This window comes from Brevundimonas terrae (assembly GCF_011761985.1).
GTDB lineage: Bacteria > Pseudomonadota > Alphaproteobacteria > Caulobacterales > Caulobacteraceae > Brevundimonas > Brevundimonas terrae.
Genome location: NZ_JAASQT010000001.1, coordinates 301565 through 316223, shown reverse-complemented (window position 1 = coordinate 316223; position 14659 = coordinate 301565). Strand labels below are relative to the sequence as shown.

At 62.4% G+C, this 14659-nt stretch carries 15 protein-coding genes; 2 read left to right on the top strand and 13 right to left on the bottom strand.

The genetic code is table 11. The features are described from left to right. Positions 1-6 precede the first annotated feature (6 nt). The 10 genes from FHS64_RS01505 to FHS64_RS01460 form a co-directional block, all read right to left on the bottom strand. Positions 7-300, bottom strand: a complete 294-nt coding sequence (locus tag FHS64_RS01505; protein WP_167174641.1) for a hypothetical protein — start codon at positions 298-300, stop codon at positions 7-9. Between the two features lie 159 nt (positions 301-459). Then, on the bottom strand, positions 460-1344 hold the full coding sequence (locus FHS64_RS14180; protein ID WP_208380515.1) for a hypothetical protein: 885 nt from the start codon (positions 1342-1344) through the stop codon (positions 460-462). A 120-nt stretch (positions 1345-1464) separates the two neighbouring features. Then, positions 1465-2088: a bifunctional phosphoribosyl-AMP cyclohydrolase/phosphoribosyl-ATP diphosphatase HisIE gene (gene hisIE, locus FHS64_RS01495; protein WP_167174638.1), complete on the bottom strand. Its 624-nt coding sequence runs from the start codon at positions 2086-2088 to the stop codon at positions 1465-1467. After that, entirely contained in the window at positions 2085-2852 is a 768-nt protein-coding gene (hisF, locus tag FHS64_RS01490) for an imidazole glycerol phosphate synthase subunit HisF (protein WP_167174635.1), read from the bottom strand. Before hisF ends, hisIE begins: the two co-directional genes overlap by 4 nt. Positions 2853-2880: 28 nt before the next feature. After that, on the bottom strand, positions 2881-3612 hold the full coding sequence (hisA, locus tag FHS64_RS01485) for a 1-(5-phosphoribosyl)-5-[(5-phosphoribosylamino)methylideneamino]imidazole-4-carboxamide isomerase (protein ID WP_167174632.1): 732 nt from the start codon (positions 3610-3612) through the stop codon (positions 2881-2883). Then, positions 3609-4208, bottom strand: a complete 600-nt coding sequence (gene hisH / locus FHS64_RS01480; protein WP_167174629.1) for an imidazole glycerol phosphate synthase subunit HisH — start codon at positions 4206-4208, stop codon at positions 3609-3611. Before hisH ends, hisA begins: the two co-directional genes overlap by 4 nt. Continuing rightward, entirely contained in the window at positions 4208-5632 is a 1425-nt protein-coding gene (hisB, locus tag FHS64_RS01475) for an imidazoleglycerol-phosphate dehydratase HisB (RefSeq protein ID WP_167174626.1), read from the bottom strand. Before hisB ends, hisH begins: the two co-directional genes overlap by 1 nt. Further along, complete coding sequence (gene hisD / locus FHS64_RS01470; RefSeq protein ID WP_167174623.1) at positions 5629-6936, bottom strand: histidinol dehydrogenase; 1308 nt, start codon at positions 6934-6936, stop codon at positions 5629-5631. Before hisD ends, hisB begins: the two co-directional genes overlap by 4 nt. Further along, positions 6936-7817 carry an ATP phosphoribosyltransferase gene (gene hisG / locus FHS64_RS01465; RefSeq protein WP_167174620.1) on the bottom strand — a complete coding sequence of 294 codons (882 nt, stop codon included), beginning with the start codon at positions 7815-7817 and terminating at the stop codon, positions 6936-6938. Before hisG ends, hisD begins: the two co-directional genes overlap by 1 nt. Positions 7818-7840: 23 nt before the next feature. Beyond that, entirely contained in the window at positions 7841-8167 is a 327-nt protein-coding gene (locus FHS64_RS01460) for a YerC/YecD family TrpR-related protein (RefSeq protein WP_167174617.1), read from the bottom strand. 174 nt (positions 8168-8341) lie between these two features. Here FHS64_RS01460 and FHS64_RS01455 point away from each other — a divergent pair, with 174 nt between their 5' ends. Continuing rightward, positions 8342-10603 carry a TonB-dependent receptor gene (locus FHS64_RS01455; RefSeq protein ID WP_167174614.1) on the top strand — a complete coding sequence of 754 codons (2262 nt, stop codon included), beginning with the start codon at positions 8342-8344 and terminating at the stop codon, positions 10601-10603. Positions 10604-10687: 84 nt separating this feature from the next. Next, complete coding sequence (locus tag FHS64_RS01450) at positions 10688-11365, top strand: Fe2+-dependent dioxygenase (RefSeq protein WP_167174611.1); 678 nt, start codon at positions 10688-10690, stop codon at positions 11363-11365. A 4-nt stretch (positions 11366-11369) separates the two neighbouring features. On the opposite strand, the gene FHS64_RS01445 is transcribed toward FHS64_RS01450, so the two are convergent. Genes FHS64_RS01445 through FHS64_RS01435 form a run of 3 tightly spaced genes read right to left on the bottom strand, consistent with a single transcriptional unit; the run spans position 11370 to position 14651 of the window. After that, positions 11370-12737: a sulfite reductase subunit alpha gene (locus FHS64_RS01445; protein WP_208380513.1), complete on the bottom strand. Its 1368-nt coding sequence runs from the start codon at positions 12735-12737 to the stop codon at positions 11370-11372. Positions 12738-12756: 19 nt separating this feature from the next. After that, positions 12757-13848 carry an FAD:protein FMN transferase gene (locus FHS64_RS01440; RefSeq protein ID WP_167174608.1) on the bottom strand — a complete coding sequence of 364 codons (1092 nt, stop codon included), beginning with the start codon at positions 13846-13848 and terminating at the stop codon, positions 12757-12759. A gap of 2 nt (positions 13849-13850) precedes the next feature. Then, on the bottom strand, positions 13851-14651 hold the full coding sequence (locus tag FHS64_RS01435) for a DUF4198 domain-containing protein (RefSeq protein WP_167174605.1): 801 nt from the start codon (positions 14649-14651) through the stop codon (positions 13851-13853). Positions 14652-14659 lie beyond the last annotated feature (8 nt).

Sequence of the window (14659 nt, the reverse complement as noted above, 5' to 3'; positions counted from 1 at the left end):
ATCAGCTTAGTGGCTGGGGGTAGCCGGAGCCGGGGCCGGTGCGGGGGTCGCGCTGTCACGAATGGCGTCGGCCTGTTTTTCGGCAGCCTTGCCCACAGCATCGGCCTGGGCATCAAGCGATTCCTGAGCGGCATTGGTGGAGGCGGCATCAGCCTGATTTTCAAGCTGGGTCACGGCCACATCGGCCTGAGCCTCTACGGCATCGGCCTTGGCGTCGGCTTCTTTTTCGGCCGCGTTCTGGCAAGCGGCCAGACCGGTCAGGGCAGCAACAGAAATCGCAGCAAGTACAATTTTACGCATTTGGAACTCCTCGCAAGGGGTGTGGAGATAGGTAAACGCGAAGGAGCAGATTCAGTTCACACATCCGTGAAGTTTGAGTGATCCGAGATATTTAAGGCAAAGAAAAACGCCCCGTACCGGAAAGGTGCGGGGCGCTTCATCTTGCTTGGAAATACAGGCTTAGTTGATTTCCGAAACTGACAGGGTGCCGTTGGCCATTTGGCCGCCAACCGTGCCGACCCAGATGTCGTAGGTGCCGCTCTGGGCGCGGCGATAGGAGACGCGCGGGTCCAGATTGCCGTCGCTGTCGTCGTCGCAGGTCCATTCACCGTCCGGCCCGTTGATAAGCAGCACGGCGTCATCATCGCTGACGAAGGTGAAGACCAGCGGCGCGTTGCGGTTGCCCGTATAGGTCACCGAATAGTCCGGTGCCGAGGACACCGAACCGGGGCAGCTGTCATCCACCGAGGAGATCGGCACACTGCCACCGGCCACAATCTCGATATTGTGCGGATCGGGGCGGAAGCCGCTGCGCAGGGTCACGCCGCCGAAATTGGAATCGAGGCTCAGATCGATCTGGCCACCCGAGGCATAGGTGCCCGAATCCGATAGTTCCGAGATTTCCAGCGTGGCGCGTGCGCGCTCATTGCCATAGGTGCCGACCCAGATGTGATAGGTACCCGATTGCGGGCGCGGGAAGGACAGTTCCGGGCTCAGGCCGTTGGTGTCGTCATCGCACTGCCAGGAACCTTGCGGATCGCGCACGACCAGCGTGGTGTCGGAATCCGAATTGCTGCGGATATAGAGCGGCATGTCGGTGGCCGAGTAACGCAGCACATAGTCCGGATTATTGCCGATCATACCGGCGCAGCGACCGCCGCCCAGTTGGCCGGCGTCATTATTGCCGCCAGCGGTCATTTGCACGGTGTGGGGATCCGGTGTGAAGCCGCCGCTCAGTCGGGTCTGACCGAATACCGGCGTGCCACGCCAATCCTGAGCCTGAGCGGTCGCTACCGGTGCGAGGACCAGGCACGCGGCCAGTACAGGACGGATAAATCGCGACATGTGTATCTCTCCAAGGCGAACAGGCTGTTCGCAGGGCGGTTGGCATATTCAGCGCAACATAAAAAAGCAAAGCACAGCCATGTTACTACTGGGGATATGACAGTTCGTTACTCGAAAGGGTTACTTTTCACGCGATTTCAGAACGTCGATGACATCCTTAAGTTTCATGCCGCGCGCCTGAAGCAGGACCAGAAGGTGATAGATCAGGTCGGCTGATTCACTGGCGACTTCCGCGTCGGGACCGGCGGTCGCGGCCAGAGCGGTTTCAACGCCTTCTTCACCGACCTTCTGGGCAATGCGTTTGATGCCTTGCTGCATCAGGCGGGCGGTCCAGCTTTCTTGAGGATCGGCGGCGGCACGGATAGCAATGGTGCGTTCCAGTTTCGCCAGTTGACCGACACCGGGGGCCACTTCGTCACCAAAACAAGAGACGCGGTTCAGGTGGCAGGCATTGCCGACGGGGCGGACCTTGAGCACTACGGCATCGGCATCGCAATCGGGCGTGACCGACACGACATTGAGGAAATCGCCCGAGGTTTCCCCCTTGCGCCATCGCCCGCCGCGCGAGCGCGAGAAGAAGGTGGCCTGTCCGCTGTCTATGGTTTCGGCAAGCGCCGCCTTGTCCATATAGGCGAGGGTCAGGACCTGAAGTGTGTCGGCATCCTGAACCACGGCGGGGATCAGGCCGTCGCCCTTGGCAAAGTCGATGGTTTCGATATCGAAATCGACAGTCACAGCGGTCATATCCGCACCTCTATGCCATGGGCATCCAGATAGGTTTTCAGGTCGGGAATGGCGATGGCTCCCGAGTGGAAGACGCTGGCGGCCAAGGCACCTGAAACGTCGGCATCCTTGAAGGCCGACAGGAAATGCTCCATCGCGCCTGCGCCGCCCGACGCCACCAATGGAATGGTCAGGCGCTCGCGCACCGCAGACAGTTGGGCAATGTCATAGCCTTTACGCACGCCGTCCTGATCGATGCAGTTCAGCACGATCTCGCCTGCGCCCAGGCTCTGGGCTTCCAGAATCCAGTCCAGTGTCCGCTTGCCCGCGCCGCGTCGGGCATCGGGATCGCCAGTATATTTGTGGACCTTCCATTCGCCATCCTGAAAGGCGCTGTCGACGCCGACGACGACGCACTGACGGCCCAGTCGCTCGGCCATTTCGGTAATCAGTTCGGGCCGTTCCAGAGCGGGCGAGTTGATCGACACCTTGTCAGCCCCGTGGTCCAGACAGCGGGCGGCCTGTTCGACAGTGCGGATACCGCCCGCGACACAGAAGGGGATGTCCAAAAGGCGGGCAATGTCCTGCACCCATGAATAATCAAGGGTGCGGCCTTCGGGACTGGCGGTGATGTCGTAAAAGACCAGCTCGTCCGCGCCCTCGTCACGATAACGGGCGGCAAGCTCTGCGGCATCGCCCATATCGACGTGACCTTCAAAGCGCACGCCCTTGACGACGCGACCGTCTTTCACGTCGAGGCAGGGGATGATGCGCCTGGCGGTCATTGGACCGCATCCTTGCTGAAAAACAGGGTCATTGGACCGCTTTCAGGGCTTCGGTCACCGTGAAACGGCCTTCATAGAGGGCGCGGCCGGTGATGGCACCGTCACAGCCGATGGCCTTGGCGGCGGTCAGGTCCTCAAGGGTGGCGACGCCGCCCGAGGCCTGTATCTTTAGATCGGGGCGGCGTTGTACGGCCTCGCTCAGCAGGTCGATATTGGCACCGGTCAAGGCACCGTCACGGCTGACATCGGTCATCAGAACATGGGTCAGCAGGCTGGACGGATAGCGGTCCAGCACGGTCCACAGATCGACACCGGCCGACTGGGTCCAGCCCTTCAGGGCGGGCACGGGCAGGCCGTCCTCGTATTTGACATCGAGGGCCAGAGTGATGGCTTCGGAGCCGAACTGGTCCAGCCATGCCAGAACCTGATCGGTCTGGGTGACGGCCAGAGAGCCGACAACGACGCGGGTGACGCCATTGTCCAGCAGGTGTTTGATATCGTCCTCGGTACGGACCCCGCCGCCGCACTGGATTTTGATATCCACGGCACGGGCCATTTCGCCGACCAGCTCATATTGCTGGGCCGCGCCGGCCTTGGCACCGTCGAGATCGACAATATGGACCCATTGCGCACCCTCGGCAGCAAAGGCGGCGAGGCGGTGGGCGGGGTTGTCGTCGTAGCGGGTGACCTGATTGAAATCACCGTGCAGCAGGCGCACCGCAAAGCCGTCTTTCAGGTCGATGGCGGGGTAGATGATCATGCCGGTAACTCGAGGAAGTTTTTGAGGATACGCGCGCCGGTCTTGGCCGAACGCTCGGGGTGGAATTGGCAGCCCCAGCGATTGCCGCTGTTCACAACGGCGGGAACGGTCTGGCCGTAATCGGCATAGGCGACGGTGGCCGGACCATCGGGGCAGACGAAGCTATGCACGAAATAGACCCATTCTCCGGCCTCGACGCCCTGCATTAACGGGTCATCGCGGCGGATATGCAGGCGGCTCCATCCCATATGGGGGGAGGGACGCGAGGGGCCGGATATGACGGGGGTAACGCGGCCGTCGATCAGACCCAGCATGTCGGCACCGCCGTCTTCGTCGGATGTCTCGAACAAAAGCTGCTGGCCAAGGCAGACGCCCAGCAAGGGACGCTCGAAGGCCCGCAGCGCATCCGTCAGCCCGAGGGCGTTGAGCTGTTTCATGGCATAGCCCGCCGCCCCGACACCGGGCAGGATGACACGCTCGGCCTCGGGCACATCTGCCGGATCGTCGGTGATGCGCACCCGCGCACCCAGCCGCTCCAGCGCAAAACGCACCGAGGCGATATTGCCCGCGCCATAACCGATCAGGGTCACGTCCATTACAGCACGCCCTTGGTGGACGGGATGGCGTCGCCCTCGATGCGGATGGCCTGACGCAGCGCGCGGCCAAAACCCTTATAGCAGGCCTCGGTCTTGTGGTGGTCGTCGGTGCCGGTGACCTTGATGTGGACGGCGGCCCCGAGGTGTTCGGCCAGCGAGCGGAAGACGTGGGCGGTCATGTCGGTGCGATAGTCACCCAGATAGGGCGTATCGAACGTGCCTTCGAAGACAGGGAAGGGACGGCCCGACAGGTCGATGGAGACAACCGCATTGGCTTCGTCCATCGGCAGGACAAAGCCGTAACGCTGGATGCCCTTGCGTTCGCCCAGTGCCTGTTTCAGGGCTTGGCCCAGAGCAATGGCGCTGTCTTCGATGGTGTGGTGCGGATCGGTGTGGAGATCGCCCTCGCATTTGAGGCGCAGCGAAAACCCGCCATGGGCGGCGATCTGTTCCAGCATGTGGTCAAAGAAGCCGATGCCGGTTTCGATCTTTACAGGACCGGTTTCATCAAGGTTCACGGCGCAGACGATACGGGTCTCGTGGGTATCACGCACAGATTGGCCGGTACGGGGTGCGCGTTTGTTGGCGGGCGTCAGGCCGAAGGCAGCCAGAAGGCGGTCATTGACGTCGCTCTTGAGGGACACCGGCAGACGCAGGCGCTCTTCGGACACATCGGCACTGATGCCGTATGTTTTCAACGCGGCCAGTGCGCTGTCGATATCGGCGGGGCGGGCGATGATGATCGGACCTATGCCGTTATCGACGGGCATGAGGCGCGACAGTTCGCGCACGAGGCGTTCGCGTTCGCGACGGACCGTGGCGATACGTTCATGGCCTTCCAGCATGCGCGACGGGTCCAGCACCTGCTGCGCCAGCTTCACCAGCGGGGCGGGCAGGGCATAGGGTTCCAGCACGCTTTCAAGGCGGGCGAGGATTTGCGGTTGGGCAATGGCGGCCCCGACACGCGCACCGGCCAGACCATAGGCCAGTGACAGGCTGCGAAGCACGACGAGGTTGGGCGTGTCTTTAATGACCGTGACGGCCGAGGTGGCATCCGAAAACTCGATCATGCCTTCGTCCACCACCAGCAGGGCGGGGGCGACGCGGGCGGCCATTTCGGTAATAGCCTCGAGCGATCCTACGGCGCGGGCGATGACAGCCATCGCATCACCCTTGGCCGGATAGATGGCTGACAGGCGCAAGTAAGGCTCGGCCTTGGGGGCTTCGACCGAGCCACCGTCACGGGCCGCCAGACGCCACACCAGTTCCAGCGCGTGGGTCAGACCGCGAACAGGCAGAACCTGTTCGGGATCAACGCCATAGATCTCGGCCATACGCGCGGCCAGAGCCGCAGGACTGGCCGGATAGGCGTCCAGGCCCTCGGCACCCGATACGAGCGGAGGAAAGGGTGCGGGCAGGCTCATTCTTCACACCTGTAATCTGCGGCGCGGGCGTGGGCTTCCAACCCTTCGAGGCGGGCAAGGCGTGCGGCCACGGGGGCAAGGGTGTGCGCGCCTTCCTCGTTGACATATTGCACCGACATCGAGGTCATGAAGCTGGCGGTGGTGATACCGCCAAGGGCGCGGGCGCTGCCATCGGTGGGCAGGACGTGGCTGGGACCGGCGGCGTAATCGCCGAGGGTTTCTGCGGCCCATGCCCCGACAAAGATGGCACCGGCAGCTTCGATCCCGTCCACCAGATCACCGGCATCCTCGGTTTGCAGGGCAAGGTGTTCGGGGGCGTAGAGGTTGATGACCTCCAGTATCGTCTCGCGGTCCCGAGCAAGGATGCCGCGGGCATTGGCTAGCGAGGCGCGGGCAATCTCTGCGCGGGGCAGGGTGGTGATCTGGTCTTCGACCTCTTCGATAATGGCGTTGAGGGCGGATTTGGATGTGGCGACCAGAATAACCTGTGCGTCGGTATCGTGCTCGGCCTGACCCAGCAGGTCGGCGGCGGCGATGATCGGATCGGCGGCGCTATCGGCCACCACCATCAGTTCGGACGGACCGGCGGGCATGTCGATGGCCGGACCGGAAGGCAGGGCAGCGGCCTGTTTTTTGGCCTCGGCCACATAGGCATTGCCCGGCCCGAACAGCTTGTCGCAGCGCGGAATAATGCCATCTTCCAGTTCGACACCATAGGTCATGGCGGCGATGGCCTGTGCCCCGCCCATGGCCCAGATGGCCTCAAGGCCCGCCTCGGCGGCGGCAATAATCATGGCGGGGTGGACGCCTCCATCCTTGGAGGGCGGGGTCACGACGATGCGGGTGGCCACACCGGCCACCTGCGCCGGAATGGCCTGCATCAACAGGGACGAGAACAGGGGGGCCGTGCCACCCGGAACATAGATGCCCGCTGTTCTGATGGTGCGCCATGCCAGCTTGGAGCGTACGCCCTTGGTGGTTTCGATCAGGTCTGTATCCGACGGCTTGGTCGCCTGATGGAAGACGCGGATATTTTCGGCTGCGATACGGATGGCGCGGGTATCGGCAGGGGCCAGCAGATCGCGGGCGGCGTTCAGCGTCTCGTTATTGATCGCGATGCGGCGCGGCGGGGCACCGTCCAGCTTGAGGCACCAGTCGGTTACGGCGGCACCACCGCGTGCGGCGACGTCATCCATGATCTGGCGCACCACATCCGTCACATCGGCGGCGACGCGGTTGGCCGGACGGGCCAGTGCCTCGCGCTTTTGGGCGGCATCCAGTTGGGACCATTCAAACGTCTTCATCACATCATCTTCTCAATGGGCAGGACAAGGATGGCCGAGGCCCCGACGGCCTTCAGCTTTTCCAGCGTTTCCCAGAATACAGCTTCCTGACACACGGCGTGAAGCGCCACGGCATCGTCACGGCCCGCCAGCGGCATAATGGTGGGCGATCCGGCCCCCGGCAGGATGGCGATGATGTCGTCCAGTGCGGAACGCGGGGCGTTCATCATCACATATTTTGCACCCGAAGAGGCGATAACGCCGCTCATACGCTCCATGATGCTGTCCAGCAGATCGGCCAGTTCCGCCTCGGGCGGTGTGGGCGATTTGATCAGGACGGCCTGTGATTCAAACACGGTGTCGCGAGCCACAAGGCCGTTGGCTTCCAGCGTGGCACCGGTCGAAACCAGATCGCAGATACCGGTGGCCAGCTTCATGCGCGGGGCAACCTCAACGGCACCACGCATCAGCACGACATCGGCCTTGACCCCTTCACCCGCCAGATAGCGCTTCAGGATATTGGGATAGGAGGTGGCAATGCGCTGGCCTTGCAGCGATTGCGGGCCCTGCCAGTCTATGCCCGGCAAGGTGGCCAGTTTCAGCGTGCAGCGGCCAAAGCCCAGCGGCATGACCACCTCGGCATTGGGGCCGCCATTACGGCCTTCTTCGAGGACGTTCTCGCCGACAATGCCCAGATCGCATACGCCATCGGCGACGAAGGTGGGGATGTCGTCATCGCGCACGCGGATCAGGTCGATGGGATAGTTCTCGACGCGATACAGCAGTTCGTTGTGACCCTTGACCCATTTCAGGCCCGCATCGCGGATCAGGTCCAGCGAGCGGTCGGCCAGACGGCCGGATTTCTGAATGGCGATGCGGAGCCGACCTTGTGCGGTGCTCATGGGGTTACTCTTTCGGGTAGAATTCAGTCAGCGGACGAAAGGCGATCAAGGGCAATGCGATAGCCTTGATGCGGCATGTCCTTCAGGTAGCGGGCCACGCGGACGACAGTGGTGGGGCTGGCCTCGGCTTCGGCGGCAATCTCGCGATAGGACTTGCCGCCCCCGTCCAGCAGGCGTGCCACCTGCCAGCGCTCGGTAAAGGCCCGTAGTTCCGCCGGTGTGCAAAGGTCGGCCAGAAAGGCCTCCATTTCCTCGGGCGACTGCATGGACAGCAGGGCCTCCAGAAGGGCCGCGCGGGCGGTGTCCTTTGGGGCGGGTGTCGAGGCAGGGCGTGCGGGCTGTGTCGTCATGACCGTTCCACTATGCTGTAACAGTGGAACGGTCAAGGGGGCAGAACGGATCGGGTGCGACAAATTTGCACACCTTTTAAGCGTGATAATGAGAACGGTTATCATTCGACTTGCGACAGTCTGACGCAGCCTATATGCAAGCGCTTCTCATTTTTACATCAAGGGCTGAACCCGATGTCCGATACCCGAGCCTTGGCACTGAAGGCGCTTTTCCTGGCTGGCGGAGCCGCCGGTGTGCTGGCCGCAGCACCAGTCATGGCCGAAGACATCGCGCCCCTGCCCGAAGCGCAGGACAGCACTAATCTCGGAACCATCGATGTTAACGGCCACAAGACCCGTCGCGAGCCGTCGGGTAACAAGTTCGTTGCGCCGCTGGTGGATACGCCGCGCGCTGTGACCGTGATCCCGCAACAGGTGATCGAACAGACGGCAGCCATGTCGCTGCAGGATATTCTGGCCAACTCGCCGGGCATCACGCTGGGCGCAGGCGAAGGTGGCCAGCCGCTGGCCGACCGTCCGGTCATCCGTGGTCAGGCCTCGGGCAACAACATCTTTGTCGACGGACTGCGCGATTCGGGCGGCCAGCAGCGCGAACTGTTCAATCTTGAACAGGTAGAAGTCGTGAAGGGTCCCGATGCGGTCTATGCGGGCCGTGGCTCGGGCGGTGGCAGCATCAATCTGGCCACCAAGCAACCGCGCCTGACCGACTTCACCCACGCCTCGATCGGTGCGGGCACCGACGGTTATCTGCGCGGTACGGTGGACGGCAATTATCGCGTCGGCGAGAATACGGCCCTGCGTCTGAACATCATGGGTGCCCAAGGCGACGTGCCGGGCCGTGATACGGTCGATTATGACAAGTGGGGCGTGGCCGCAGCCTTCGCGGCGGGCCTTGGCACCGACACCACCTTTACGGCCAGCTACTACCATCTGACGTCCAACCAGATGCCGGACTATGGTCTGCCGTTGTTCACCAAGACCAATGTACGCGATGATGAAAGCGGTATTCTGGAGGTGCCGCGCGACGCCTTCTATGGCCTGAAGGACCGCGACTATCTGGAGAATACGGTCGATACCTTCTCGGCCATCTTTACCCACGATTTCAGCGACACGCTGCGTATCCGCAATGTCAGCCGCTATTCGCAAACCCTGAACGACTATGTCGTCACCAATCCCGGCGACGGCGGCAATGTCACCAATGGTGGCGTGGCCAATGTGGACGGCGTCTGGTGGATGAAGCGCGGCACCAAGTCGCGCTGGAATCCGGCCGAGACGATTGCCAATGTGACCGACCTGACCGGCAGCTTTGACACCGGTTCGATCCGTCACAACTTCAATGCCGGTGTGGAACTGTCGCGCGAAAAGAACCGCAACGCCTCCTATACGGTGGTCACGACCTCGGGTGCGGCCTGCCCTGCGCCGTTGACGGGTATGGACTGCACGCCGCTGTATAATCCGAACACTTCGGATAGCTGGTCCGGCACGATCACGCGCGGTCCGGTCAGCCGCAATACCACGGACACCGTGGCCCTTTATGCGTTTGATGCGATCCATCTGACCGACAAGCTGATCCTGAATCTGGGCATCCGCTATGACGATTATTCGGTCGAGGGTGTCGATGCTTCGGGGTCACTGGATGCGCCGGTCTATACGCCGCGCCAGGGTGACTGGAGCTTCACCAACTATCAGGCCGGTCTTGTTTACAAGCCGACGCAGAACTCCAGCATCTATGCTTCGTGGTCCACGTCTTCGACCCCGCCGACCATTTCGGCAGGTGACCAGAATACGGGTGGCGGCATTGGTACGGGCAATCTGTCCGACCGTCTGCTGGACCCCGAAGAAACCGAGAGCTTCGAAATCGGGGCCAAGGCCAACCTGTTCGACCAGAAGCTGTCTCTGGGCATTGCCGCCTTCCAGCTGACCCGCGAGAATGCCCAGATTCTGACGGCCCCGAACGTCTATGAGCAGGCGGGCGAAGTCGAGGTGAAGGGTATCGAACTGTCGGCAGCCGGTAACATCACCGACAAGTGGCAGGTGTTCGGCGGTTATACTTGGATGGATTCGGAACTGACCAAGGGAGCCTATAACAGCACTGTGGTTGGCGAATCCCTTGCCAATACGCCGGAACATTCGGCCAGCCTGTTCACCACCTATCGCCTGCTGCCCAAGCTGACTGTCGGCGGCGGCGTCTATTATGTGTCCAAGTCGTGGGGCGGTAATCAGGGCGGTGCCGGTGGTGGTGCCAACCGTGTTTATGCGCCGGAATATACCCGTGTGGACCTGATGGGCACCTATGACATCAACGAGAAGGCGTCTGTGACGCTGAACGTCAAGAATGTCGGCGACGAGCGTTACATCATGCGCACCAACGGCGTGCACCACGCCGATGTGGCACCGGGCCGTCAGGCTCTGCTGACACTGAACCTGCGTTACTGATCGCGGGCTTGAAACCCGAAACTTATGGCCCTGTCACCCTTGCGGTGGCAGGGTCATTTGCATCTTTCCAAGGATTGATCCGACATGCTGCTGCACATTCCTGCTGTCTTCACCAAGGACGAAGTGGCGCGTTTGCGCTCGGTGCTGGATGCGGGGCCGTGGGCGGATGGCAATATGACCTCTGGCCACCAGTCGGCGACGGCCAAGCAGAACCGGCAACTGCCCGAAGACTGCGCCGAGGCAAAAGAGATGTCGGCACTGGTGACACAGGCGCTCTATGCCCACCCGATGTTCATGTCGGCGGCCTTGCCGCACACCCTCTTTCCGCCGCTGTTCAACCGTTACGAGGGCGGGGACACCTTTGGTCTGCATGTCGATAATGCCATTCGCCAGCGCGGCAATATGCGTATCCGCAGCGACCTGTCGGCCACCCTGTTTCTGAGCGAGCCGGATGATTATGACGGCGGCGAACTGGTGATCGAAGAGATGTATGGCGAGCAGAGCGTCAAACTGCCCGCCGGTGACATGGTGCTTTACCCGTCAAAAAGCCTGCACCGTGTCACGCCCGTGACGCGCGGCGCGCGGGTATCAAGCTTTATGTGGTTGCAAAGCCTGATCCGCGACGATGCCGACCGCGAGAGCCTGTTCCGCATGGATGTGGCTATCCAGCGTCTGAACATCGAACGTGGTCCGAAAGATCAGGCTGTGATCGAGCTAACGGGCGTTTATCACAATCTGCTTCGGCGCTGGTCCGAGGTCTAAGGCCTTAATAGACGTCGCGGCGGTAATGGCCGCTGTCGGTTAGGCCATTCAGTATGTCCTCGCCCAGCGCCACTTCGAGGGCTGCGTGGACGCCCTGCGACATGCCTTCCAGACTGCCGCAGACAAAGATCGTGGCCCCTTCTTCGACCATGCGGACGATCTCGCGGGCATTTTCCGACACCAGATGCTGGACGTAGCGGCCATCGCCTTCGTCACGCGACCATGCGCGGTCCAGTCGGGTCAGGTGCTTGTCGGCCAGCATCTGCTGTAGTTCGGCATCGAACAGGGCATCGTGGGCTTGGGTACGCTCGCCGTACAGCAGCCATGTGGGGGCCTGTCCGGTACGGGTTTTCAGATGCGCGCGCAGGCCAGCAATGCCGGTGCCGTTGCCGATCAGGATCGCGGTGGATTGCGGTGGGACCGGACGGAAGGCGGGGTTGCTGCGGACCCGCATTTCCACCTCTCCGCCCATTTTCAGGGTTTGGATCATCCAGCCGGAACCGGCCCCAAAGCCACCGTCAGGCAGGGTGGCCAGACGCACGCACAGTTCCAGACTGCCATCCTGTGGCAGGCTGGCAATGGAATATTCGCGCAGCAGATCGGGGGCGTCACCTGCCACCGGAATCACCATCTCGGCAATGTCTCCGGCCTGCCAGGTCGGAATATGGCCCTTGGGCGTAAAGCGTAAGTGCCATGCCTCGCCGCCGGGGCTGCCGAGGTTCATCAAGGTGCGCTCGGCCAGTATCCACGGATCATAGGCGGGCGGTGCCCAGTCATGATCGGTGGTCGAGCCGGTCAGGGCCGACAGGTGGTGCTGCCAGTGGTGGATGTCCTCGATGCGGCCATTATCGACCTCGATGCGCTCGAAGATGGGGCTGGCCTTGCTGGCGGCCAGCCAGTGGTCCAGCGCGCGGCCAAAGGCGCAATAATGCTCATAGCTGCTGTCACCCAGTGCCAGCACGGCATAGGACAGATGCGACAGGGCCATGGGCTGACCCATGTGGCGACGCAGGAAGCCCGAAGCATTGTCCGGTGCATCGCCTTCACCCGTCGTCGAGGCGATGAACAGGATGCGGCGGGCAACCGACAGGGTATCGGCGTCCAGTTCGCTAAGCGCGATGACGCGCGCCGCCACACCGGCATCGGTCAGGGCCGAGGCGGTCTTTTCTGCCAGTTCCGAGGCCAGACCCGTCTGGCTGCCATAGGCCACCAGCACGGTGTGGGCCGCACCGGATTTCAGTTCTTCGGAGCGGGCCTTCTTGGTGCGAGCCAGCTTGCGGGACTTGGCAAAGGCCCAGCCTGCATGGGCCAGCCACAGGGCGGTCAGGCCACCGGCCCACATCCAGTTGCTAAGATCGGAAGTCACAGTCATGCGGTCACAAACAAAGGTCTTATTGGTCGGGCGAAGCGGTCGCTTCGTCGTCCATCATGGCGGCATAGGCCGGGGTATAGGCTTCGCGAAGGCCGTCAGCGGTGCGGATCAGGAAATGGGCGCACAGGTTCATGGCGCGGGCCAAATCAAGGCCGTCATAGGGGCCAAGAACGGTCAACGCCGTCGCCAGAGCATCGGCGCACATGGCCGAAGCCTCGAATACGGTGACCTGTGCCACGCCGTTATTGACCGGATAGCCGGTAGAGCCGTCGATCGTGTGGCTGTAGTTTTGGCCGTTATGGCTGAAGGTTTTGCGCCAGTCGCCGGATGTGGCCACGGCCAGATCATAAAGGGCGCAGACGGTGCGCGGGGCGGGGCTGTTCTCGACAGTTTCGATCTCGACCCACCACGGCTGGGCATCGGGTTTGACGCCGCGCCCTTTCAGCTCGCCACCGATCTCGACCAGATGCGAGGTGGCCCCGAGACGGGTCAGGAGGTCGGAAATCCTGTCGACAGCATGGCCCTTGGCGATGCCGGAAAAGTCTAGCTTCATATTGCCCGCTTGCAGCGCCGAGCGTTCGTCGCGGTTTAGACGCAGACGGTTCCAGCCACTGACCTTCAGGGCCTCGGCAATATCGGTTTCGGACGGGACGGGGAGGAGCGACGGGCGCGGACCCTGCGGGCCAAAGCCCCACAGATCGACAAGGGCACCCAGTGTCGGATCGACGGCGCCGTTCACATCGTCGGCGAGGTCGAGCGAGGCGGTCAGAAGCGACCAGAATTGTTCGGACAGCGGCACAAAGCCGGTATCGGCATTATTGAAGCGCGAGATTTCGCTGTGGTCTACCCACGGACTGAACAGGGCAATCACCGTGTCCAGTTCGGCCTCGATGGCCGCGCGGAAGGTTTGAAGGTCCGAGGCTGGCGGTGGCACAAAGCGCACCTGCCAGCTCGTCCCCATGCTCAGCCCGTCCAGCGACCAGACCATGTCGCTGGGCGGGCGTTCAGGTCCGCCCTCTACCGGTGGGATCAACACGCGGTTCTCGCCGAAATCATTGGCGACTGGATCGCCGATAATGACGGGCGAGGGGGCGGAACTGGAGCGTTTCATACTTACGGCAGGACTTCGATCGTGCCGTTATAGGAGGCATTGGTGCCCGGCTGGCCATTGGCACCCTCCGAGCGGACCGAAGCGCCGATCCAGTGCAGACCGGCACCCGACCATGCGACCGAGAAGGTACCGTCAGCAGCGGTCTTGACGGTGACTTCTTCAGGGTTGCTGCGATAGCGGATGCCTTCGCGGGCGATGGTCACGTCCACATCGGTAGCCGGTTGACCGTTCAGCAGCAGTTTGAAGGTCGAGGTTTCACCTTCGGCCGCATCGTTCGGGTGGGTGACGGGGATCAGTTCCAGACCCTGGTTGGTCGGAGCCAGCGCCGTATCATTCGGGTTGCCCAGCGTCACAAAGGTTTCGGTGCGCGAGGCGGTACGGGTCGGCACGACATTGGTGGCGTCAGCGGGAATGGCGGTGGCGAACTCGGCCTCGGTGCCACGGAAGCGCTTACGCTCGCCGCCCTGTTCGTACATGGCCATGAAGCCCTGCGAGACATTGGCGATGCGGTAGGTGCCTTCCTGCTTCAGTTCGACATCGAACATGGAGCGGTAGCGGCCTTGGGCGCTGTTCTGCGCTTGCAGCTTGGTGCCGTCCGGCGCGGTGATTTCGAGGCCCGACAGGCGCATGGCGGCATGGTCGGCATGGAAGACGATGTTGGACATGCCGGCATCAAAGCCGACCCATGCATCATTGCCCGACAGGACGGTGGCGCTCGGGGCCATCCATGCACGGTGGGCCTGCGCGGCCATCGGGGCGGCCAGAGCGGCCGTCAGGGCCAGAAAGGCGAGGGTCTTTTTCATGAAACTGA